Origin of the sequence: Thiomonas sp. FB-Cd (genome assembly GCF_000733775.1) — a bacterium.
Lineage (GTDB): Bacteria > Pseudomonadota > Gammaproteobacteria > Burkholderiales > Burkholderiaceae_C > Thiomonas_A.
In genome coordinates, this window is sequence record NZ_JPOE01000005.1 from 1,161,460 (window position 1) to 1,183,463 (window position 22,004).

General features: G+C 62.0%; 15 protein-coding genes. 3 read left to right on the forward strand and 12 right to left on the reverse strand.

Features of this window, described 5'->3' with window-relative positions:
- Nucleotides 1–4: 4 nt before the first annotated feature.
- Genes CD04_RS0119190 through CD04_RS0119235 form a run of 10 tightly spaced genes read right to left on the reverse strand, consistent with a single transcriptional unit; the run spans nucleotide 5 to nucleotide 16,040 of the window.
- Entirely contained in the window at nucleotides 5–1,330 is a 1,326-nt protein-coding gene (locus tag CD04_RS0119190) for a glucoamylase family protein (protein ID WP_081858147.1), read from the reverse strand.
- 54 nt (nucleotides 1,331–1,384) lie between these two features.
- Nucleotides 1,385–3,076 carry a phosphoglucomutase (alpha-D-glucose-1,6-bisphosphate-dependent) gene (gene pgm / locus CD04_RS0119195; RefSeq protein ID WP_038168573.1) on the reverse strand — a complete coding sequence of 564 codons (1,692 nt, stop codon included), beginning with the start codon at nucleotides 3,074–3,076 and terminating at the stop codon, nucleotides 1,385–1,387.
- Nucleotides 3,073–5,241 carry a transketolase gene (gene tkt, locus CD04_RS0119200; RefSeq protein WP_051849445.1) on the reverse strand — a complete coding sequence of 723 codons (2,169 nt, stop codon included), beginning with the start codon at nucleotides 5,239–5,241 and terminating at the stop codon, nucleotides 3,073–3,075. The genes pgm and tkt overlap by 4 nt, the downstream gene beginning before the upstream one ends.
- Nucleotides 5,238–6,176 (reverse strand): 2-deoxy-5-keto-D-gluconate 6-phosphate aldolase domain-containing protein, encoded by a 939-nt coding sequence (locus CD04_RS0119205; protein WP_031409723.1) that lies wholly within the window; start codon nucleotides 6,174–6,176, stop codon nucleotides 5,238–5,240. Before CD04_RS0119205 ends, tkt begins: the two co-directional genes overlap by 4 nt.
- The gene (gene pgi / locus CD04_RS0119210) at nucleotides 6,173–7,858 is read right to left on the reverse strand and encodes a glucose-6-phosphate isomerase (RefSeq protein WP_051849446.1); all 1,686 of its coding nucleotides are present in this window, start codon (nucleotides 7,856–7,858) and stop codon (nucleotides 6,173–6,175) included. The genes CD04_RS0119205 and pgi overlap by 4 nt, the downstream gene beginning before the upstream one ends.
- Nucleotides 7,855–8,946: a transaldolase gene (gene tal / locus CD04_RS0119215; protein WP_031409727.1), complete on the reverse strand. Its 1,092-nt coding sequence runs from the start codon at nucleotides 8,944–8,946 to the stop codon at nucleotides 7,855–7,857. The genes pgi and tal overlap by 4 nt, the downstream gene beginning before the upstream one ends.
- Entirely contained in the window at nucleotides 8,943–9,656 is a 714-nt protein-coding gene (locus CD04_RS0119220) for an HAD family hydrolase (RefSeq protein WP_031409729.1), read from the reverse strand. The genes tal and CD04_RS0119220 overlap by 4 nt, the downstream gene beginning before the upstream one ends.
- A complete protein-coding gene (gene zwf / locus CD04_RS0119225) occupies nucleotides 9,653–11,065 on the reverse strand; it encodes a glucose-6-phosphate dehydrogenase (RefSeq protein ID WP_031409731.1) in 1,413 nt (470 codons plus the stop codon). Before zwf ends, CD04_RS0119220 begins: the two co-directional genes overlap by 4 nt.
- Before the next feature lies 1 nt (nucleotide 11,066).
- On the reverse strand, nucleotides 11,067–12,101 hold the full coding sequence (gnd, locus tag CD04_RS0119230; protein ID WP_031409733.1) for a phosphogluconate dehydrogenase (NAD(+)-dependent, decarboxylating): 1,035 nt from the start codon (nucleotides 12,099–12,101) through the stop codon (nucleotides 11,067–11,069).
- 15 nt (nucleotides 12,102–12,116) lie between these two features.
- Nucleotides 12,117–16,040: a GH36-type glycosyl hydrolase domain-containing protein gene (locus CD04_RS0119235; RefSeq protein ID WP_081858092.1), complete on the reverse strand. Its 3,924-nt coding sequence runs from the start codon at nucleotides 16,038–16,040 to the stop codon at nucleotides 12,117–12,119.
- A gap of 1,043 nt (nucleotides 16,041–17,083) precedes the next feature.
- Between CD04_RS0119235 and CD04_RS0119250 the strand changes: the two genes are divergently transcribed.
- Nucleotides 17,084–17,308, forward strand: coding sequence for a hypothetical protein (locus tag CD04_RS0119250; RefSeq protein WP_031409739.1), 225 nt, complete (start codon nucleotides 17,084–17,086; stop codon nucleotides 17,306–17,308).
- Between the two features lie 260 nt (nucleotides 17,309–17,568).
- On the opposite strand, the gene CD04_RS25380 is transcribed toward CD04_RS0119250, so the two are convergent.
- Nucleotides 17,569–18,096 carry a zinc ribbon domain-containing protein gene (locus tag CD04_RS25380; protein ID WP_369792858.1) on the reverse strand — a complete coding sequence of 176 codons (528 nt, stop codon included), beginning with the start codon at nucleotides 18,094–18,096 and terminating at the stop codon, nucleotides 17,569–17,571.
- A 50-nt stretch (nucleotides 18,097–18,146) separates the two neighbouring features.
- Here CD04_RS25380 and CD04_RS0119255 point away from each other — a divergent pair, with 50 nt between their 5' ends.
- Nucleotides 18,147–19,424 carry an RNA-guided endonuclease TnpB family protein gene (locus tag CD04_RS0119255; RefSeq protein WP_031409741.1) on the forward strand — a complete coding sequence of 426 codons (1,278 nt, stop codon included), beginning with the start codon at nucleotides 18,147–18,149 and terminating at the stop codon, nucleotides 19,422–19,424.
- A 33-nt stretch (nucleotides 19,425–19,457) separates the two neighbouring features.
- Here CD04_RS0119255 and CD04_RS0119260 read toward each other — a convergent pair whose 3' ends face one another.
- Nucleotides 19,458–20,111, reverse strand: a complete 654-nt coding sequence (locus tag CD04_RS0119260) for an SGNH/GDSL hydrolase family protein (protein ID WP_031409743.1) — start codon at nucleotides 20,109–20,111, stop codon at nucleotides 19,458–19,460.
- A gap of 211 nt (nucleotides 20,112–20,322) precedes the next feature.
- Here CD04_RS0119260 and hflX point away from each other — a divergent pair, with 211 nt between their 5' ends.
- Complete coding sequence (hflX, locus tag CD04_RS0119265; RefSeq protein ID WP_051849529.1) at nucleotides 20,323–21,717, forward strand: GTPase HflX; 1,395 nt, start codon at nucleotides 20,323–20,325, stop codon at nucleotides 21,715–21,717.
- Nucleotides 21,718–22,004 lie beyond the last annotated feature (287 nt).

Here is a 22,004-nt window from a genome sequence, read left to right on the forward strand (position 1 = left end):
GCGATCACAGCCACCCGCCTTTGAATCCAGCACGGCGCAAGCCGGTCTGGAGGATTCTTGACTGACGGCCCAATTCCCATAAGAGGCCGCTGCGGTAGTTTTCAATCATCAACACTGTCATGCCCTGGTCCAGCCCAAATTCGCCCTCGGAAATCCAGCATGCATCGAGCGCGTTGAAACTGGCGTTAATGCCGCTGGAACGCAAGGCCTCCCCTTGGTGAGGCGCGCCTGTGGCAAAGAGATTGCGCATGGCGGGCAGCGCAATCTCTGGCGCAAAAACCAGCGACGCCGTGATCGATGGACCCGCGATGGTGCCGTCATCAGGGCCGTACGGAACACCCCGCGCGGCATAGCCGAAGAACCGTTGTTGCTGAGCGCCGATGAGTCGCGGCTCTGCGCTTGGCCCTTCACCCGCAGAAAGGCCCCAGCAGTTATCTGCATACCCGATGAAGCTGTGCGGATTGCGAATGGCATATTCGCGCTGCACATAGGTGGCACGACGGCTGTTTTCGAAATAGTCGCTTCGCTTCTCGCGCATGAATCGATCGCGGATGCCCCGAAAGTCGATCCACGCATGGGAGAACTGGTGAATGAACAGAGGCCCCGCATAGAGAAAATCGTAGCCGTAGAGATTCTCCCATTGATAGGTCACCGTCCACGCCTCAAAGCTTGCCGCGGTGAACGGATGCGTCGGCGAACCCAGGCCCAAGGCATAAAGCAGGATGGCTTCGCTATAGCCCTCCCAACCATAGTGCAAGAAGCCACATTCGGGCTTCCAGCCTTGGGCCACGGTTGCACCCTTGTATTGCGCCCAGCGCCAATTCACCCTGCGGTACAAGCGATCGGCCAGTTCACGCATTTCCACCTCGGCAGGGGTACTCGCGTCAAAGTACGCGGCGGCGGTGAGCATTCCGGCGATCAGCAAGGCGGTGTCAATCAGCGACAGTTCGGACTGCCAGACACGGACGCCTGTTTCCATGTCGAGAAAATGAAAGTAAAAGCCTTGATAACCGGTGGCCTCAGGGCTTCCCGTCTGGTCGCTGTTCCAGAAGAACCGCATGCAGCTGAGGCAGGCTTGCACGGCAGCGTCGCGTTCGATCCAGCCATGCTCCACCGCCACCGGATAGGACGAGAGTGCAAAGCCAGCCACCGCGATGCTTGCGGGCGATCCCTGCCGTGTGGTGTCGGCGACCAAACCGTTTCGCGGGTTGCTTGCTTTCGGAAAGTAGTTGAAGGCGGCCTGCTGCAGGCTGTCGAACATGGTCGCATCGGCGTGTTTCATCGCCTCAGCCGTGATCGCCGCGTCAAGCTGGATCGACGTATGCATCATCACCATTCCAGCGGGTTTGTCGGAGTCTGAAATCAGACAAGATGCCGGCACCATTCAGCCGGTTTGGCTCGTTACTGCTGCGGCCCTCGGGGCCACTGGCGCAATGGCAGCATCCACAATGCGTTGCGCTTCTTGGAGAATGCGCTGCAAGTGCTCTGGGCCCTGAGTGCTCTCGGCATAAATTTTGTAAATGTCTTCCGTGCCCGACGGCCGCGCCGCAAACCAGCCGCTGCTGGCCACAACCTTGATGCCGCCAATCGGTGCATCGTTGCCGGGCGCCTTGTTGAGGATGTTCTCGATTTTTTCTCCAGCCAGTTCGGTTGAGGCGATCTGTTGCGGCGTCAATGCAGCCAACTGCTTTTTCTGCAGCGCTGTGGCCGGCGCTTCCACTCTGTCAGCCAGCGGAGGATTGCCGAAGGCCCTGGCCAATTCCTTATACAGGGCGCCGGGATCGTGGCCCGTGCGGGCGGTGATTTCGGCAGAAAGAAGCGCCGCCGTCAGGCCATCCTTGTCAGTGGTCCAGACCGTGCCGTCGCGGCGTAAAAATGCAGCGCCTGCGCTTTCCTCGCCTGCAAAGCCCAGCGTACCGTCCAGCAGGCCTTTGGAGAACCATTTGAACCCGACGGGCACTTCGTCGAGGGTACGACCAAGTCGGGCTGTGATCTGGTCGATCAAGCGCGTGCTGACAACGGTCTTGCCAACGGCAGCCTGCGCGCTCCATTGCGGCCGATGCCGAAACAGGTAATCGATTGCGACCGAAAGATAGTGATTCGGCATGAGCAAGCCAGCGGTGGGAGTGACGATGCCGTGGCGGTCGTGGTCGGTATCGCAGGCAAAGGCGATGTCGAAGCGGTCCTTCATCGCGAGCAAGCGTTGCATCGCGTATTTCGATGACGGGTCCATTCGAATCTGCCCGTCCCAGTCCAGAGTCATGAAGCGAAAGGTCGGGTCGACGATCTCGCTGACCACTTCCAAATCGAGCTTGTAGCGCTCCGCGATGCGGGCCCAATAGTGAGCGCCCGCGCCGCCCAGCGGGTCGACGCCCATGTGGATCTTGGCGCTGCGAATCACGTGCATATCAATGACGCTTCCAAGATCGCCGACATAGGCGCCGAGAAAATCATGCCGACGCGTGGTCGCTGCACGCAGGGCCTTGGTGTGCAGCATGCGCTTCACACCATCAAGGCTCTTTTCGAGAAGGCGGTTGGCCGCAGCGCCAATCCAGTCGGTGATGTCCTGACCGGCGGGGCCGCCATTGGGCGGGTTGTATTTAAAGCCGCCATCGCGCGGCGGGTTGTGCGACGGCGTCACCACAATCCCGTCGGCCAGCCCTGTGCTGCGGCCACGGTTGTGGGTCAGGATCGCATGCGAAATGGCCGGCGTCGGCGTGTATTCATCGTTCAATGCCAGCATCACCTCGACGCCATTGGCAGCCAGAACTTCCAGCGCACTTGCGCATGCTGGCTCGGATAACGCATGCGTGTCGATTCCCAAGAACAGCGGCCCATTGATGGCATGCGCCTTGCGGTATTGGCATATGGCCTGCGTGATGGTGAGGACATGCGCTTCGTTGAACGAAGCGTCAAAGGCCGAACCACGGTGCCCCGAAGTGCCGAAGGTCACGCGCTGCGCTGCGACCGTTGGATCGGGGATGTTGACGTAATACGCTGTCACGAGCTTTGGCACATCGACCAGCGATTCGACAGGCGCTGCCTTGCCCGCAAGCGGGCTTATGTGGGTGCTCATGGTCGTGCTCCTGACTCGGATGATGGCCGGCGCGCCAGTTGCTGCCTGGCGGCCGCCACGACATGCGCGACGTCAAAGCCAAAAAGCGCTTGGGCGATTTTGCCCGGCGCCGACAAGCCAAACGTACGCATGCCGAGAATGGCGCCGTGTTGTCCAGCATAGCGCTCCCAGCCCAGCGGCGATGCCGCCTCGACGGATACACGCGCCGTCACCGCTGGCGGCAAAACGCTATCGCGGTATGCCCCGGATTGCGCCTCGAACAGCTCCCACGATGGCATGCTGACGACGCGGGCCTGTATGCCGTCACGCATCAATTCTTCACGCGCGGCAACGCACAACGCCACTTCGCTTCCCGTCGCCAGCAGCAGTACGTCCGGCTTTCCATCAGCCGTGTCGGCCAGCACATAGGCACCTCGCGCGAGCCCGGAGGCGCTGGCGTAGCGGCTGCGGTCGAGTGTGGGAAGCGCCTGGCGTGTCAGCACCAGGCTGACCGGCCGGTCCGTCATGTGCATGATGACCTTCCACGCCTCGACCACTTCATTGGCGTCAGCCGGGCGCAGCAGCACCATGCCGGGCATCGCCCGAAACGAGGCCAGCTGCTCGACGGGCTGGTGCGTCGGTCCGTCTTCGCCCATGATGATGGAGTCGTGCGTCCAGATGTAGATCAGCGGAAGCCCCATCATCGCGCTGAGCCGAATGGAGCCCCGGCAGTAGTCGGTGAAGACAAGGAAGCTGGCGGCGAAGGCACGCAGTTTCGACAGCGACAGGCCGCTCGCCACAGCGCACATTGCATGTTCGCGAACGCCGAAATGAAGGTTGCGCCCGGCATAGGAATGCGCCCTGTCTTCATGACCAGCAGGTGGCTCGAAGTCGCCTGCAAAGTCAAAGCTCAGATGGGTTTTGGTCGATGGTGACAAGTCGGCCGCGCCCCCGAGCAGCCAAGGCATGTGCGCGGCAATGGCATTGAGCACCTTGCCCGAAGCGTCCCGCGTGGCGATGCCCGTGGAATCCGCCGCGAAACTCGGCAGCGATCTGTCCCAGCCGTCGGGTAAGGCACGCTGCTGCATGCGCTCGAATTGCAATGCCAGATCGGGATACTGACGCCGATACGCGTTGAATAACGTCGTCCAATCGGCATGGGTCCTGGCGCCACGCGTGCCGAAGTGCGCGCTGAAGTGCTCAGTCACTCCATCCGGAACCGCAAATTGCACGTCCGGGTCGAAGCCGAAAAACTCTTTGGCAAGCCGCACCTCTGCGATGCCAAGCGGTTCCCCGTGGGCTTCCTTGGTGTCTTGCTTGTGAGGCGCGCCGTAACCAATGTGGCTTTGCACGATGATCATCGTCGGGCGGTCATCGGTGTTGATGAAGCGCTGCAAGCCGTGCGTCAGCGCGTCGAGGTCGTTCGCGTCCGCCACCTGCACAACCTGCCAGCCGTAGGCTTCGAAGCGCGCGCCAACGTCCTCCGTGAAGGTGATGGCGGTCGAGCCCTCAATGCTGATGTGGTTGTCGTCGTAGATCCAGCACAAATTGGCGAGCTTCAAATGACCGGCCAGTGATGCCGCCTCGCTGCTGATGCCCTCCATCATGTCGCCGTCGCCGCACAAGGTGTAGACGTTGTGATCGAACAGCGCGAAGCCTGGGCGGTTGTAGGTGGCTGCAAGCCAAGCTGACGCCATTGCCATGCCAACGCTGGTCGCCGCGCCCTGGCCAAGCGGCCCGGTCGTGGTCTCGACGCCGGTCGCGGCACCGAATTCCGGGTGACCGGTGCAGCAACTTCCCGCTTGGCGAAAGTGCTGCAGCGCGTCCATGGTGACGGCCTTGCCGAACGGCTCGGCCTCCGTCTCGCTGCCGAGCGCGCCCTGCGGCTTCACCCGGCACAGCAACAAGAGGCTGTAGAGCAGCGCCGAGGCATGGCCCGCTGAGAGCACGAAGCGGTCGCGGTTTGGCCAGTCGGGCGCGTTCGGGTCGTAGCGCAGAAAACGCTGCCACAGGCAGTAAGCGGCGGGTGCTGCATCCAATGGCGTACCGGGGTGGCCGGAGTTTGCCCTTTGCACGGCGTCGATGGACAGCGCACGCAGCGTGTTGATACAGAGCTGATCGAGCTGCGCCGGAGTCGGCGCCTCGTTGCGATCGGCGGGGAGAGTGCTCTGCGCACGCTGGTTCATGAGGCCACTCCTGGCATGGCGCGCGCCATGCGTCCACGCTCGAAAATATCAACCCACTCGCGTAGGCGTCCGGCAATTTGTGCTGCCGCCGCCACGCGCGTCAGGGTCCCCGTGCGGTAAGCGGCAACCGCATCCCAAAAGCTGGTGCGGCCCACGGCGAATCCGATGAACCCTGGCACGCCGGCAGCCGTCGCAAGCCAACTGCGTACGCTGGCTTCGTCCGCACCACGGCCAAGCACGATGCAACTGACCGTGCTGCGCCCACCGCGCCGCACCGCGTCGACTATCCCGACGCAATCGTCACGCTCGGCGAGTCCCTCGATCTTCCACACGTCGGGCTCAATCCCGGCGTCTTGCAAGGCATGGATCGCTTCGACCATGAGCTTGGGGCGCATCGTGAGGTCATACGCTGCACGGTCGCCCTTCAGCCCGGCAAGTTGTTGCTCGGTCGCTGGCACCAGCAGTTCGAACATGAAGCGGCGCTCGTTGGCCTGGCAGACATCGGACAGTTGCTTCAGGCGTTGCGCCTGGCGCAAGTTCATCGCATGGTCGCCCTCGGGGTTGTAGCGCACCAGCACCTTGGCAAACGTCGGATCGAAGACTTCGATATGACGGGCAAAGTCGTCGCCGTATTCGAACCTGAACTCCTCCGAGCCACTGCTCTCGGTAGACAGCGCGGTGATGAAACCGCGCTGGTGCGCATCTCGCAAGATGGCGCTGCCAAATTCTTCGTCGACCAAGATGCCCGCCGCATCGCGCGGCACACCCGCCTCCAGGGCCAGCTGAAAGCCTTCATAAATGAGCTGCTTGCTGTCGCAGACGTCTGCGTGCTGCTGCGTGGTCAGGGGCGGCTTGAAGTGAAACATCCCGGTGAGGTAGGAATGTCGGTGGTCGAATGGCAGCAAATACAGCGCCTGGTCGTCGCCTGATGTCATGATGACTCCTTACGTTGGCGTTCGTAACGCCGTATGAGGGTGTTCGTCGAGCTGTCATGGGTCAGGGGGGCATGGCTGGTGTCGGCCAACTCCGTCACGATGCGCTGAGCCAGAACCTTGCCCAGTTCGACACCCCACTGGTCAAACGAATCGATATTCCAGATGACCCCTTGCGTGAAGACACTGTGTTCGTACAGCGCCACCAGGGCTCCGAGTGTGTGTGGTGTCAGTCGCTCGGCCAGCAAGGTATTGCTAGGTCGGTTGCCCTCGCACACCCGTTGCGCGACCTGTGCTTCAGTCACGCCTTCAGCCAAAAGCGCCTGCGCCGTTTTGCCAAACGCCAGGGCCTCGCTCTGCGCAAACAGATTGGCCATCAATACGTCGTGCTGGTCGCCCAGCGGGTTTTGGCTGTGGGAGAAGCCGATGAAATCACACGCCACCAGCCGGGTTCCCTGATGCAGAAGCTGGAAAAACGAGTGCTGGCCATTGGTCCCCGGTTCTCCCCAAACAATGGGCGACGTGGAGCAGCTCACGGCTTGCCCGGATGCGGTGACATGCTTGCCATTGCTTTCCATCGTCAACTGCTGCAGGTAGGCAGGAAAGCGCTTGAGATCGTGGCCGTAGGGCAGCACGGCGAGCGTCTCGGCGCCAAGGAAGTTGTTGTTCCAAATGGCCAGCAAACCAAGCAGCACGGGCATGTTGCGGGACAGCGGTGTGCTGTGAAAATGCTGGTCCATGGCGCGAAAGCCGTCCAGCATTGCTCGAAAGTGCTCTGGCCCGACGGCAACCATGGTGATGAGGCCGATGGCCGAATCCATCGAGTAGCGACCACCAACCCAGTCCCATAAGGCAAACATATGGGCGGGATCGATGCCAAACGCGGCAACCGCTTCGGCGTTCGTCGACACGGCGACAAAATGGCTGGCAATGGCGCGCTCATTCCCGAGTTGCGCCAGGTTCCAGGCGCGCGCCGCGTGTGCGTTGGTCAGCGTGTCGAAGGTTCGGAAACTCTTGGAGCAAATGATGAAGAGGGTTTCGCCGGCATCCAGACCTCGGGTCGCTGCGACCAGATCGGTGGGATCGATATTGGAGACGAAGCCCAAGTGCAAACCGGCCTGGCTGTAGTGGCGCAAGGCTTCGCAAGCCATCACCGGGCCGAGATCCGAGCCTCCAATGCCGATGTTGATCACATTGCGTATGGGCTTGCCGGTATGGCCCCGCCATTCGCCACTGCGAATGCGCCTCGCAAAATTCGCCATACGGTCGAGTACGGCGTGGACCTCGGGCACGACGTTGATGCCGTCCACGACAATGCGCTCGTCAGCTGGCGCGCGCAGCGCCGTATGCAGCGCTGCACGCTTCTCGGTCGCGTTGATCGGGTCGCCACGGAACATGGCGTCCCTGCGCTCGCGCACGCGACATTGCTCGGCCAGCTCAAGCAGCAAGGCAAGCGTTTCGTCGGTGATCCGGTTTTTGGAATAGTCGAAATAAAGCCCGGCGGCTTCGACCTGCAGGCGTTCGCCGCGCTGCGGATCATCAACGAAAAACTGGCGCAGGTGCCGCGAAGCCATGCTGCGGTGGTGATCGATGAGCGCCTGCCACGCAGGAAGCTGGCTCAGCGGTGGTGCCGATGGGTGCGGGTGCAGCAAGCTCGGCGAACGCGAAGGCTCTGTGCGGTTCATGACGTGCTGACCTGCGCAAGACGCGCTGCTTTGGTGCCGATTGCCTGCAAGAGCTGACGCCACGATGCAACAAACGCCTCAGCGCCTTCGCGCTGCAGGCGCTCGGCCAGTGCCTCGAGGTCGATGCCCTCGCGGCCGAAGTCTGCAAGCACAGCCTCTGCTGCGCCTCCATCCGGAGGCAGCATGTGCTTAACTTGGCCGTGGTCGGCGAAGGCAAGCAGCGTCTTTTCTGGTGCGGTGTTGATGGTGAGTGGCGCTGCCAGGGCCTCGACATACAGGGTGTCGGGTGCCTGCGGGTCCTTGGTGCCCGTGCTGGCCCAAAGCACGCGCTGCGCGCGGGCACCAGCCGCAGCCAACTTCTGCCAACGGGGCGTGCCGAGCAAGGCGCAATACGCTTGGTACGTTTGCATGGCCACCGCAATGCCGAGGCGGTTGCGCAACCGCGGTGGAACGGCGTCTTTCACCGCGACATCCCAGCGACTGATGAAGAGGGACGCGACCGAGCCGACATTGGGATCGCGCCCCGCCTCGATGCGCCGCTCGATGCCTCGCAAATAGGCCTCCGCCGCAGCCAGGTATTGATTGCACGAGAACAGCAGCGTGACATTGACGGGAGTGCCGGCAAAGATGCACGCTTCAAACGCCACCAAACCTTCGACGGTACCCGGAATTTTGATGAACAGGTTGGGCCGATTGGCGCGCGCATGCAGTTCGATCGCTTCCTTGATGGTGTTCGCGGCGTCATGGGCCAACAGGGGAGACACTTCCAGCGAGACCCAGCCATCCACCCCGGCGCTGGCATCGAAGGTGGGGCGGAACAAGTCGGCCGCCTGGGTCAGGTCTTCCAGCGCCAACTCAAAAAACAGGCTGCCGTCCGACTTGCCTGTGCCGGTCTGGCGGCGAATTGCGGCGTCGTAGGCCGTGGAGTGGCCGATGGCGTGCTCGAAGATGGTCGGGTTCGAGGTCAGGCCAGTCACATGCAAGTCGCGGATATAGCGTGCCAGCGTACCGCTGGCGAGCAACTCTCGCGTGATGTTGTCGAGCCATATGCTTTGGCCGAGGTCGTGCAATTCCTGTGTGGGATTCATGGCAATTCCTCTTTTGAACGACTGGTTGATTTTTGCCCCAACAACGTGGGGAGATCGATGGCCAGCAAATCACCGATGCAGTCGAGGCTGATGTCGGCCTGCGGATAATTCGCAATGTTGGTCGGGTCGGTGGCGTAATGGCCCTGGCGTGCAAATATGGTCGTCAGGCGTGCGCCGAGGCCTTGCTTCATGGCGGCAAGAATGCGCAGCTTGTCGTCCACCATGACATAGTGTTGCGCCGGGAAGCGTTCCTGCATCGGGTGGAGCATGCGTTCCTTGTGGAGATAGATGAGCACGCGGCCTTCGACGGCGCGCCACAGGCCGGAGCGCTGCACCTTGCGCGGCTGGAACACAACGTCGCCATCGGTCAGCACCACCGTCGTGCCCAATGTCTGGAGTCGCTTGATGACGCCGAGCGCCCCGGCATAGAGCCGCTCGGCGAAGGGATAGTCGATGAGAAAAGTGGACATTTCGAGAAGCCGCGGATCGCTCTGCGCATCGCTTAGCTCATCCATGCGGTAGAGCTGCAAGGCGCCCAGGTAGTCGGCATAGCCGAGTTCGCTGCGCAATTGCTCGAAGAGTGCCCAGTAGCGCTCAGCGCTGACGTGGCCGAAAGTGCGCTCCAGGTGCTGCCTGAGATCGTGGATGACACGGTCGTTGTCGAGTAGCGTGTTGTCCACGTCCAGCAAGAAAACGATATCCGAGGTCATGGCATCACCGCTTCAGGGTTGGACCAGCCGCCGTCGGCTGCAATCAAGCGGTCGGCCTGGTCTGGCCCCCAGCTGCCAGTCGGGTAGGCCAGGGCACGCGGGTGTTTGGAGAGAACCGGCTCAACCACGGCCCAGGCAGCCTCCACGGTTTCTTCGCTGGTGAACAAGGCGTTGTCGCCAGACATGGCATCGGTGAGCAGGCGCTCATAGGGCGTTTCTTCACCGGCGTCATCTTCAGCCAGGGTCAGTTCGCGTTGATCGCCCTCATAGCCCTTGCCAGGGCGTTTGACGCGGGCGGCGAGTGCGATCATCGACGTGGGCGATAGCTGGAAGCGCAGGTAATTGGTCTGCACGCCGCTTGCCACGGCGTCGGCGAACAGCGCCTGGGAAGGCGGCTGCAAACGAATCAGCACCTCGCAGCTGGTCACTGGCAGCTGCTTGCCAGCCCGCAAATACCAGGGCACGCCGGCCCAGCGTTTGGAGGCGATGTGCAGACGCATCGCGCAATAGGTCTCAACATCCGAATCCCTCGCGACCTGCGGCTCATCTCGATAACCCGCGTACTGGCCGCGCACCATGTCGGCAGGGTGCAAGGGACGCATCGCCTTGAAGATCTTGAGCTTTTCGGCGTTGACGGCCGCGAAGTCGCGCCTTGTGGGTGGCTCCATCGCCAGCAGGGCTGCAATCTGAAAGAGGTGGTTCTGGATAACGTCGCGCAGGCATCCGGCGCTCTCATAGAACTTTCCGCGTCCAAGGACGCCAAAAGCCTCGGCAAGCGTGATTTGCACACTTGCCACATGCTGGCGGTTCCAGATCGGTTCGAGAAAGGCATTGGCGAAGCGAAAATAAAGGATGTTCATGATCGCCCCCTTGCCCAGGAAGTGATCAATGCGGAAGATGGCCTCGCTGGGAAAGGCGTCGGAGGCGACACGGTTGAGTTCGCGCGCCGAGGCCAGGTCGCGGCCGAATGGCTTCTCGACGATGACACGCCCCTGCGCAGCCAGACCCGATTTGCTCAGCCCTTGTATGACCGTGGCAAACAGCGCGGGGGGAATGGCCAGATAGTGGGCTGGCCGCTGGGCGGCACCAAGTGCCTGTTTGAGTCTGGCGTAGGTGCCCGCGTCGTTGTAATCACCACTGACGTATTGAATTTGAGAGAGGGTTTGGGCCAGTGCGGGCGCATCGTCCACGGCGCCAGCGCGCTCGATGCTTTGCTTCGCATGGGCACGCAATTGCTCAAGCGTCCAGGGCGAAGAGGCCACGCCGATAACGGACCCATTCAGTGAGCCGCTCTTTCGCATGGCATAGAGCGCCGGAAAAATCATCTTGTCGGCGAGATCACCGGTGGCGCCAAACACCACCAGCGCATCCGACTGCTGGGCTGAGGCGGGAGAAGGGTCATCATGCATGTCAGGACTTCGCCTTTGGTGAATCCGGCTTGGGTTCGACGTGACCGCCGAATTCATGTCGCATGGAGGACAGCACGCGGTTGGCGAAATCCGCCTGATTGCGCGAGCTGAAACGGGCGTAGAGCGCGGCACTCAGCACCGGCGCCGGCACCGCTTCGTCAATCGCGGCCTGAATCGTCCAACGACCTTCGCCGGAGTCCGAGACATGGCCCTGAAAGCTGTGCAAGGCGGGATCGGCGGCCAACGCCGTGGCAGTGAGATCAAGCAGCCACGATCCGATCACACTGCCCCGCCGCCAGACTTCCGTGATCTCAGGCAGGTTCATGTCGAACTGGTACATGGCGGGATCGCGCAGCGGGGTGGTTTCGGCATTGACAACGTCGGCCCGTTGACCCACGTTGGCGTTGCGCAAAATATTCAGCCCCTCGGCATACGCGGCCATGACGCCGTACTCAATGCCGTTGTGAACCATCTTGACGAAATGCCCTGCGCCATGCAGCCCACAGTGCAAATAGCCCTGGTCGGCGCTGCCGGCATCGGCTCTGCGCCCCGGCGTCGGCACGGCGGTGCCGGCACCGGGGGCCAGGGCTACAAACAAGGGATCAAGGTGTTTGACGGTCGCCGCCTCACCACCAATCATCAGGCAATAGCCGCGTTCCAAGCCCGCTACGCCACCACTGGTGCCAACATCGACATAGTGCAGGCCCAACGCATGCAATGTGCTCGCGCGACGTATGTCGTCGCGGTAGTAGGAGTTGCCGCCATCGATCACGATGTCGCGCCTGTCAAGCAGCGGGGTCAGTGCGTCCAGCGTGTCGTCAACGACGGCTGCTGGCACCATCAGCCAGATGGTCCGCGGCTTGGCCAGCGCCTTGACCAACTGCCGCAGAGTCTTTGCGCCCTGAGCGCCCTCCTCCTCAAGTGGCTCCATGGCGTCTGCTCGCTTGTCGTGGACGACGCAGCTGTGGCCCGCGCGCATGAGCCGGCGGGTCATGTTCGCGCCCATGCGTCCCAGTCCAATCATGCCGATTTGCATGGTGATACTCCTTGTCTAGTGGGGTTCTTCCTGAGTTGGACATTGCACGCTGACCCTGTGTTCCAGACCATCATCAAGCAATACAAGGACTACTCCTGGTCGATCAACCCCGTCGAGGGACAACCTTGGCTCGCCTTCGCTCGCAGCCGCCTTTTTCAGCGTGATGTGATAGGTTGTTTTCAGATAGCGGTAATGCACCTTGAATGAAGTCCAGCTTTGCGGCATGCGGGGAGCGAAGCGCAGCCGGTTGCCCACGCGTTGCAGACCGAGCAGCGATTCGACGATGAAGCGGTACATCCAACCGGCCGAACCCGTGTACCAGGTCCATCCGCCACGGCCAATGTGGGGTGCGCAGGCGTAGACGTCAGAGGCCATGACATAAGGTTCTGTTTTGTAGACCGCAATGGCCTTTGGCGAGTTGGCATGCTGAATGGGATTGAGCATGTTGAACAGCTCCCAGGCCCGATCGGCATCACCAAGCGCGGCACACGCCATGGCCACCCAGACCGCGCCGTGCGTGTACTGGCCACCGTTTTCGCGCACACCGCCGACATAGCCCTGGATGTAGCCGGGGCTCGGGTCAGAGTGATTGAAGGGCGGGGCCAGCAGCTCGATCAAGGCGGCGTCGCGACGCACGAGCCGGGTATCCACAGCGTGCATGGCGCGCCGCGCGCGCGTCGCTTGCGCTGCCCCAGACAACACGGCCCAGCTTTGAGCGATGGAGTCGATCTGACACTCGGCATTGCTCGACGTGCCAAGCGGTGAGCCGTCATCGAACCAACCACGACGGTACCAGTCTCCGTCCCAGCATTGTTGTTCGATAGCATCGCGCAGACGCGTGGCCTCGCTTGCGCAATGGCTGGCGAATTTGGCGTCACCACGCCGCCGCGCGATATCGCCGAACTGTGAGAGAACGGTGTGCAGGAAGAAGCCGAGCCATACGCTTTCGCCCTTCCCACGCACGCCCACCAGATTCATCCCGTCGTTCCAGTCACCCGAGCCCATGAGCGGCAAGCCATGCTCGCCGAAGCGCGAGCCATGCTCAATGGCACGCACGCAATGGGTGTACAGACTTGCCGTTTGCTCGGACCTTGTGGGCAATGCGTAGTCGGACACCGCATCAGGCTTGAGGGCCGCGCCGTCGATGAATGGCACGATGACATCCAGCACAGCGTGGTCACCCGTGACCTCGACATAGCGACATGTCGCCAGCGGGAGCCAAAGGGCGTCATCCGAGCAGCGCGTGCGGATGCCGCGGCCTGCCGGTGGATGCCACCAGTGCTGAACATCGCCTTCGGGAAACTGCCGGGAGGCACTGCGCAGCAAGTGCTCGCGCACCAAGTCAGGGGTGGCATGAACCAAGGCCATCACATCCTGCAATTGATCACGAAAGCCGAAGGCTCCACTTGACTGATAAAACGCCGTGCGCCCCCAGAGGCGGCAAGCAAGCACCTGATAGACCAGCCAGCCGTTGACGAGGACATCCAGCGCTGGGTCGGGTGTTTCCACCTGCACGGCGCCCAGCGTCAGCGCCCAGTGCTGCTTCACCGCATCGAGCGCATCGTGCGCTGCGGCGGCTCCACGCCAGCGGTGCACAAGACTGGCGGCCACCGCATCACTCTCGGCCGCACCGAGTCGGAAAATGAGCTCGCAGGTTTGCCCCGGGGCCAATGTCTGCGGCACACGGATGGCCGCGCATGGGTCGAGCGCGAAGCCGACGGCTCCGCCGAGCAGCGGTTGTGACATGGCAGCTGGATTGCGCAGAGTGCCGTTGCGCCCGAGAAAGGCCTGGCGGTCACCACATACGGTGGCTTTGGCGATGCCGTCAACATCCAGAAATGCAACCCGGCCCGCGAAATCGGTGTTGTAGGGGTTGCGGGCGAATATCGCGCCGCTGCCAGCAGCGATTGCTGTTCCCACAAACATGCGGGTTTTCGCATGCTCATCGCCCAGCACCCACTCCACATAGGCCGTCACCGAGAGCCGTCGAACCACGGTCGATGTGTTGTGCAGCTTCAGCGCGGCGAATTTGATCGGTGCGTCGATGGCCACATACACGATGAGTTCCGAGTCGATGCCATGCTCGCTGTGCCCAAACACGCTGTAGCCGAAGCCGTGCCGTGTCACGTAGGGTGCGGCTCCTGGCGTGGGCAGCAACGTGGGGGACCAGAACTGGCCATTGTCTTCGTCGCGGATGTAATACGCCTCGGTGTTGGCATCGCCAACAGGATCGTTCGACCACGGGGTGAGGCGATATGTCTGTGCGTTCTCGCTCCAGGTGTTTGCGCTGCCGCTCTCCGAAATGAGACTGCCGAATGACGGATTCGCCAGCACATTGATCCACGGCGCGGGCGTCATCTGCCCCGGCTTGACCGTGATGACGTACTCACGCCCATCGGCGCTGAACCCGCCCAAGCCGCAGTCCATGAGCAACAGATCGTGCGCAGGCGCCGGTAGCGAAGGCTTTGTCGCGTCGTCGGCATTGCCCGCATGACGATCGGCCGCGGATGGCGCTGGAGCTTTGGTCGCACTTCGGCGGGCGAGCTGCTGCGACAAAGAGCCGTCGCCATCGTGCATCACGATGCGCGACGCCGTTTGCAAAAGGACGCGGTCTGACGGGGACACGTCTTTGGCGTCTCGCAACCATAGCCCGCCCGGTTGATTCATCAATTCAGCCGTGTTGCAAGCACTGCTCGAACGCAGGAGCAGCGCCTGCAGATCCGCCAGGCTCACGGTACCGCGGTCACTTTCACACAGAAAGACCGTGTCCACCTTCAGGCCATGCCATCGCCAATACGCATGGGCCTGAACGAACTCTCTGACCACATCACCCTGCGACGGGCACTTCACCTGCAACAGCGCGATCGGCAAATCGCCAGAAATCGAATGCGCCCATAGTGCCGATTGTCCCTGGTTGTTGCTCGCGATGATGCCCGGGCCTGCACGCATGGATGCGTTGGCATAAATCAGCGAACTGGCAAGCCCCGCATACAACTGCACATCGCCTTCGCTCATAGCCAGCCGATGCAGGGTTTCGCGTCCGCGCTTTGCCGCGTCCACAAGAATTTGGTCAGCAGCGGCTCCACTCCGATATCGCTCGATGTCTTGCAGGCAGACTTTGCGTGTTTGCGCCACGCCGCAAAGCCAACGCACGACAACGGTTTCACCAGGTTCAAGCTCAAGCGGATAACGAATCGACACGGCCGCATCGAGCACCGAGCCGGAGCGCCCCGAAAGCATTGCGGCATGGTCCATGGCTTGCGGATGCTCCACGGTGCGTCCGCGTCCGATGAAGTCCGCGCGGTCCGTGTTGTAAGACACACCCCCCAAAGCCGGTTTCGATGCCTGCAGCAGGTGAAACGCCGATGCCGGGTGGTCCCTGGCACTGCTCACCCGGCGGGTGCACAAGACGGCTTGCTGTGCAGGCAAGATTTCCGTTTCTACGAACAGCTTTTCAAATGCAGGATGCGTGGAATCCGCTGCATTCGACGTAAGCACGATTTCCGCATAACTTGTGATTTCAATCGCTCTCTTGCCGAGCGATTGGTTGCTGATCCTGATTCTGCGGAGCTCCACGTCATCGAACGGCGAGACCGCAATTTCCATTTCGATGCTTATGCCATGATCAAGCCGGCGCACGATTGCCAGCCCTTCCGAGAACACCGTTTCGTAGACATCTCCCCGTTTCAACGTCGGCTGATACGTCGTCGACCAAACCTGCCCACTCGCGAGATCGCGGATATAGCAAAACGGTCCCCAGTGATCGCTGGTTGCATCGTCGCGCCAGCGGGTAACAGCAAGATCCTTCCATCGGCTGTAGCCACCACCGGAGCTTGTGAGCATGACGTGGTATTCATCATTCGACAGCAAATGCACGTCGGGACGCAAATGACTCAAGTTGCGGCATGAACCTGGCTTGACGGTCCGAGATCTGCTCATTGACGGCCTCCACTTGGTCTCCGTGGGCGTTCTGGAAAGGCGCGCATCGTGTTGACTCGGTTCCTTCGTCGCACTGTCGGAAAGCCACGACGGCAATCCAACTGGATTGATCGTGCCTGGATTGGGTCTATCCACCTCAAGCGGCCCAACCTGATGGAACTCCGAGATGAGGTGTTTGGTATCGGTTAAGAGTTACGGCAGAACAGCCGTTCAAACAGTACGCTACCGCACACACGACATACTTATTTACGCGTGTCACATGGTGGTTTCGAAATCTTGCCGGGCGGCGGGCTTGTCCCTTGACAGCGCGTTCTGGCCTTGACGGGGCAGTGGCACGGCCCAGGCGCTCGACACTTATACCCCCGAGCCGGCGAAATGGTTTGAGCAGGCATCGAAGCATTCCCCTCGGTAGGGCTACCGGGTTCGGCTTCGCGACGCGGTGCACGACCAGGCACCGGATCAGCGTATGGACGAGGATGCGCGCAGGCGACGCCAATACAGGGAGATCTGAATCTGCACGCAACGCAAGCCAGCAACGCACTGTCAGGAATGCTGTACTTAAGTCCGAGCGCGATGGTCTTGCCTCAGCACATGCCGATGGCTGGGGGCAACACCTTCGGGGTCGCCCATAGGGTCGGGCGCATTCGCGGGCTCCGGCCGCCCGGCATTGCAAATGGCAAATGGCGCCGGTTCGCCCGCCAGGCTTTGCGCAGGGCGAACGTGCCCATGGGCTCGCAGTCGCCTCTCGCGGAGGATCGACACCATCTTCTCTTCACTGAACCCGCGCTTCCTCGCCAATCCTTCCTTGTCGGTGGGAGGCATCATCTCAAAGTTCAGACGGCCCCAAAATTCCGGGGGCAGATTACCTCCCCAGGATCGTCAAAGTGCCCCAGCGCCCGGCTGATGTCGGCGTAGCGCTGCGCATGGTCGCGCATGCGCCGAAAGCCTGACTTGGGCATGGGGAACAGAACACTGGATCACCATCCATGCACAGTCAATGCTCGGGGCCCATCCCAAGGTTCCCTGCAAACTTGAGGATCGCGATGATTTATTTCTTTGCGATCGCCTCATGGTTCGTCCTGCTACGCCTACACTTGTTCGACTGGATCCGCATTCGCGGGCTGCTATTTTGGAGGTTTATCATGCCTAAAGGTCATCAGCGCGGCAACAAAGAAGCGAAGAAGCCCAAGAAGGACAAGCCAATCGTTCTTCCCGCTGGCAGTGTCCCCCTGACACCATTGGTTCCTGAGCCGCGCAAGAAGAAGTAAGTAGGCCCATGTTGAAATCCGGCGGGCCTGGTTTTTCCTTGCCGTAGGCCGTGCCCGTTGCCATTGACCCCCTTGTTGTTTCGGACCGCCTCCACGGTGGGCTCCTGCAAGGCTGGGTTCCCGCCAACGGGCATGGACCTGTCCACGCTCCACGGCTTCTTCACCCACAAAGTGTAGGTTGGGCAGCCCAACATGACACCGGCACGCGTGTCGTGCACGGGGAGCGGTCCTGCGACTGATCCGAAAGTCGGTGGCGTGGCTCAGACCGGAGTCGGCCGCCAAGACCATAGCGCTCTGTGGCGGTATTTCGCGCTCCTATTGCCAGCGCTGAGATGAACTCTCCCGCCGCTAAACGCATGGCGTTGTCGCGCGCGAGGGGTGTCCTTCGTTGACCCGACCGTGGGGCTGCTTCCAGCGCCGCGACTGCACTTTGTCTCCGCAGGCGTGACATCGGACTGTTCCGGCCCTCGCTGTTCCTGGGGCAGGCGCATCGTGCACTTGCGATCTGGCTCCCGGTACGCGCCAGAGAAAATCCGAATCACGCCGCGCTGGGCAATCACACGGGATGCGTTGGCGTCGGCGTTGTCCGTGGCCCCGCAGCGCGCACAGACGAACACAGCCTGTGAAGGCCTGTTGTCGGTGTCAATGTGGCCGAACGCGGGTCCAATCCCACGCGAACGGCCGCATTTGTGATTTATTGATTGAACATGTGCCCGCGCATTCCCCTTCCTCGCCCGGCCCGACGCACAGCGTCGCTCAGGCGAAGCCGTCCGGGCAGGAGGGGTCAAGCGGGCGGGTTTCGCTTGTTGTTCCTCGCCATGCTGGATAAAATACCAGCATGCAACGGCGCAAAGTCACGCTCAAGCTGTATCCCAATGCCGCGCAGATGGCGCGGCTGGAGGCGTGGACGCGGCTGCACTGCGAGTTGTACAACGCGGCGCTCGAAGAACGCATCGATGCCTGGCGCAAGGCCGGCAAGCATGTCTCCTACTACGACCAACAAAACGTCCTACCGCAGATCAAGGCAGATCGGCCTGAGTTCAACGAACTCGGCAGTCATGCCTTGCAGCAGACGCTGCGCCGCCTCGACCTGGCCTTCCAGGCGTTCTTTCGCCGGGTCCAAGCCGGGCAGACGCCCGGCTTTCCGCGTTTCAAGGCAGCGAAGCGGTTCTCGGGCTTCGCGTATCCAGACCCGTCGGGATGGAAGCTCATGCAGCACGGCGGCCGTGGCGCGACGCTGCGTATCGGCAGCGGCGAGGCCGCCATGTCCATCCGGGCGCGCGGGCGTCACCGCTTCGGGCCGGATGCCAAGCCCAACGACATCACGCTGACGCGCCGCGGCGGCCAGTGGTTCGTGTCGGTGACGCTGCGCGTGCCGGACGCCGCCTGTGCACGCCAGCGCACCGAGGAGCAGCGCCGGGGTGTGGACTTCGGCGTCACCGACTGGGCCACGTTCGACGATGGACAGACCATCGCCAACCCGCGCTGGGTGCGCGAGGAACTGCCGCACCTTGCGGCATTGCAGCGCGAACGCGCCAGAAAGCGCAACGGGTCGTTGCGTTTCAAGAGGCTCGGGCGTCGGATCGCCAAGCTGCACGATCGCATCGGCAATTTGCGCCGGGACTTCGTGCACAAGGAAACGACCAGGATGGTGCAGCAATGCGCAGTGCTGGCGACGGAGCAACTGGCTCCGAAGACCATGAGTCGCAGCGCCCGAGGTACGGTGGAGACACCGGGGCGGCGCGTGAGGCAGAAGTCCGGACTCAACCGAGAAATGCTCTCGGCAGCGTTCGGCATGGCGCATCAGATGCTCGCGTACAAAGCGGAAGAAGCTGGCACGCGACTGCACCTGAGTAACACGCGCCAACTCAAACCGTCGCAGCGCTGCTCAGCCTGTTGGGAGATCGTGCCCAAGACGTTGGCGCAGCGCGAGCATGCGTGTCCGCACTGCGGTCACGTCATGCAACGCGACCAGAACAGCGCGTTGGTGGTGCTCATCGACGCAAACACGCCTGGAACGGGCGTGGCGGCGAGACCCAAACCTCTGCCACGGCAACGTGGCAAGTCCAGGTCCTTGACCCGCGAAACCCCCACTACAGCGCCGTCAGGCGCTTAGTGGCGGGAGAGTTCATCCCTCAACGTCGCTGCTCTAAGAGGGCAAGCTCGTCAAGAGCAGCGGCTTAACAACTTCGGCCACCGCATGACCAAGCGCCAAATGCTGCTCAAGGTCAAGATGCACTCCATCGACGTTGCTTGACGTGATGACGCCTCCAGCATCGAAGAAATGGCAACCGACTTCTTCGCACACCGCACGGTAGGCGGCGGCCAACCCCATGCACTTGACTTCGCCACCCGTAAATTTTGGCGCAATCGGTCCTTTCGGCGTTCGGATGGGCGGCGGTGCAATCACAAGGATTTGTGGCACGGGCATGCCTGGCTCGATTGGCGCAGTGCGGACGGCGGATACAAGCGCCAGTATGCCTTGGGAGGAATGCCATGCGTTGTGCTCGTGCATGGACTGGAAGTCGTTGGTTCCGAGCATAAGGACGACAACGTCAAGCGGCGAGTGAATCTCGATTCGTTGAGCCAACCCGGCAAGACCGTTTCGTCCAGGTTTAAACGGATCGTCCCAAACCGTGCGACGACCGTTGAGGCAGTCCTCAATGACGCGTACCTTCTTCGCGGACGAACCGAGCGAAATCTCCATGACACCTGGCCAACGCTCTTCGAAGGCGAGACGCTTTCGTGTCGTGGGAATGATGCCCCAGGACAGCGAATCGGAATAGACAAGGATATGGTGCATGGGCCCTCCTTGATATGTGCTCCAAATTGCGGTCATTCGCCAACAATTTACGCTGGGCCACGACCAATCGCCTTGGCCGACTGCAGGTTTCTCCCGACTCGACATTCAGGCACGAGGGCCGCCGTCTTGGATTCGCCTGAGATCGGCCGCCGCCGACCCGGCGGCTTCATGCCCGTACGATGCGATGTTCCCTTTGCCACGCCAGGACCCCATGCAGCCCGACACCCAGGAGAAGCCGCTCGACGCCGTCGTCGCCGCGGTACAGACGCCCGATGTGAGCGATGCCGATTTCGAGTCCTCGCTCGCCGAGCTGCGGGAACTGGCCAAGACCCTGGGCTACCGGGTCGTGCAGACTTTCATCCAGAAGCGCGCCAGCTTCGACACGACGGCGTATCTCGGCGCGGGCAAGCGCGACGAAGTGCGTGCCTATGTCGAAAGCCACGCCAACACCAGGCATGACGATCCGCCGGGCCACGCGACGAACCCGGAATTCGACGGCGTCCAGGTGCTGCTGATCGATCACGAAATCTCGCCTTCCCAGGCGCGCAATCTGGAGAAGGACGTGGGATGCGAGGTGATGGACCGGACCATGGTCATACTCGAGATCTTCCATCGCCACGCGCGCTCGCGTGCCGCCCGCGCCCAGGTCGAGATTGCGCGCCTGGGATACATGGCGCCGCGGCTTCGCGAAGCGGCCAAGCTGGCCGGGCCGCAAGGCCGGCAACGAAGCGGCACCGGCGGCCGAGGTGCCGGCGAGTCGCACACCGAGCTGGATCGGCGCAAGATCCGCGACCGCATCGCGGAGCTGCAAATGGAAATCAACGCCATGGGCACCGAGCGCCAGACCCAGCGCGCGCGCCGCCAGCAAGGCCAGGGCGTGGCAAGCGTGGCATTGGTGGGTTACACGAACGCGGGCAAATCCACGCTGATGCGCGCACTCACCGGCAGCGAGGTGCTGGTGGCCAACAAACTGTTCGCGACCCTGGACACCACGGTGCGCATGCTCCAACCCGAGAGCGTGCCGCGTGTGCTGGTCAGCGATACCGTGGGGTTCATCAAGAACCTCCCGCACGGATTGGTCGAGTCGTTCAAGTCCACGCTGGACGAAGCGCTGGACGCGTCGTTGCTGCTGCACGTGATCGACGCCAGCGATCCCGGATTCGAACGCCAGCGCCAGGTGACGGACGACGTGCTGGCCGAAATCGGTGCGCAGGACGTGCCGCGCATTCGAGTATTCAACAAGATTGACCACGTCGGCGACACGCAGGCGCAGTTGGAATTCGCACGCGAAATGCGCACCAAGTACCCCTCGTGCGTCGTGATGAGCGCGCGCTGCGCTGACGACGTTGCGAAATTGCACTCGATCATTGTGGCATTTTTCCAGACGGACCTGATCGAGGCCGAGCTGCTCGTGCCGTGGTCAGCGCAGCAACTGCGCCGAGAGATCTACGCGAACTGCGAAGTGCTGGCCGAAAGCGCAGACGAAACGGGTGCCGTGTTCCGCGTGCGCGGCGAGGAATCGACGATCCGCGCACTGCGTGAGCATGCCACCTCAGGCGTGACCGCCGAGCATGCGTCGCGCGCCGTCGAGGCCGACCCAACGTGAGCAACTTCGAGAGTCAGTGGCGGCGCCTGCCTCGCTCGAATGCACTCGACGACCCCTGCGCGACGTCCTCACGGCTCACCTCGACCATGCTGCCGACACCGAGAAGCCTCTGGCAGGACCGCCAGCCTCCATTCGTCGCATGAGACAGCGCACCTGTCACCGCATTAGCCTTGTGTGTGAGATCGATATTCCGCAACGCTTAGATGCGCGACATCGCCAGCGCGTGCGTTGCGTTGAATCAGGATGGCTTCTTGACTGCTCCCCTCCCTAAAGGGAGGAGATTCCCA

Excerpts from the sequence above, each read along its gene's own strand:
- pgm (WP_038168573.1), bottom strand. The coding sequence starts at position 3,076 with ATGAGCACCCACATAAGCCCGCTTGCGGGCAAGGCAGCGCCTGTCGAA.
- CD04_RS0119235 (WP_081858092.1), bottom strand. The coding sequence starts at position 16,040 with ATGAGCAGATCTCGGACCGTCAAGCCAGGTTCATGCCGCAACTTGAGT.
- zwf (WP_031409731.1), bottom strand. The coding sequence starts at position 11,065 with ATGCATGATGACCCTTCTCCCGCCTCAGCCCAGCAGTCGGATGCGCTG.
- CD04_RS0119190 (WP_081858147.1), bottom strand. The coding sequence starts at position 1,330 with ATGATGCATACGTCGATCCAGCTTGACGCGGCGATCACGGCTGAGGCG.
- tkt (WP_051849445.1), bottom strand. The coding sequence starts at position 5,241 with ATGAACCAGCGTGCGCAGAGCACTCTCCCCGCCGATCGCAACGAGGCG.
- tal (WP_031409727.1), bottom strand. The coding sequence starts at position 8,946 with ATGAATCCCACACAGGAATTGCACGACCTCGGCCAAAGCATATGGCTC.
- pgi (WP_051849446.1), bottom strand. The coding sequence starts at position 7,858 with ATGAACCGCACAGAGCCTTCGCGTTCGCCGAGCTTGCTGCACCCGCAC.
- CD04_RS0119255 (WP_031409741.1), top strand. The coding sequence starts at position 18,147 with ATGCAACGGCGCAAAGTCACGCTCAAGCTGTATCCCAATGCCGCGCAG.
- hflX (WP_051849529.1), top strand. The coding sequence starts at position 20,323 with ATGCAGCCCGACACCCAGGAGAAGCCGCTCGACGCCGTCGTCGCCGCG.
- gnd (WP_031409733.1), bottom strand. The coding sequence starts at position 12,101 with ATGCAAATCGGCATGATTGGACTGGGACGCATGGGCGCGAACATGACC.
- CD04_RS0119250 (WP_031409739.1), top strand. The coding sequence starts at position 17,084 with ATGATTTATTTCTTTGCGATCGCCTCATGGTTCGTCCTGCTACGCCTA.
- CD04_RS0119260 (WP_031409743.1), bottom strand. The coding sequence starts at position 20,111 with ATGCACCATATCCTTGTCTATTCCGATTCGCTGTCCTGGGGCATCATT.
- CD04_RS0119220 (WP_031409729.1), bottom strand. The coding sequence starts at position 9,656 with ATGACCTCGGATATCGTTTTCTTGCTGGACGTGGACAACACGCTACTC.
- CD04_RS0119205 (WP_031409723.1), bottom strand. The coding sequence starts at position 6,176 with ATGACATCAGGCGACGACCAGGCGCTGTATTTGCTGCCATTCGACCAC.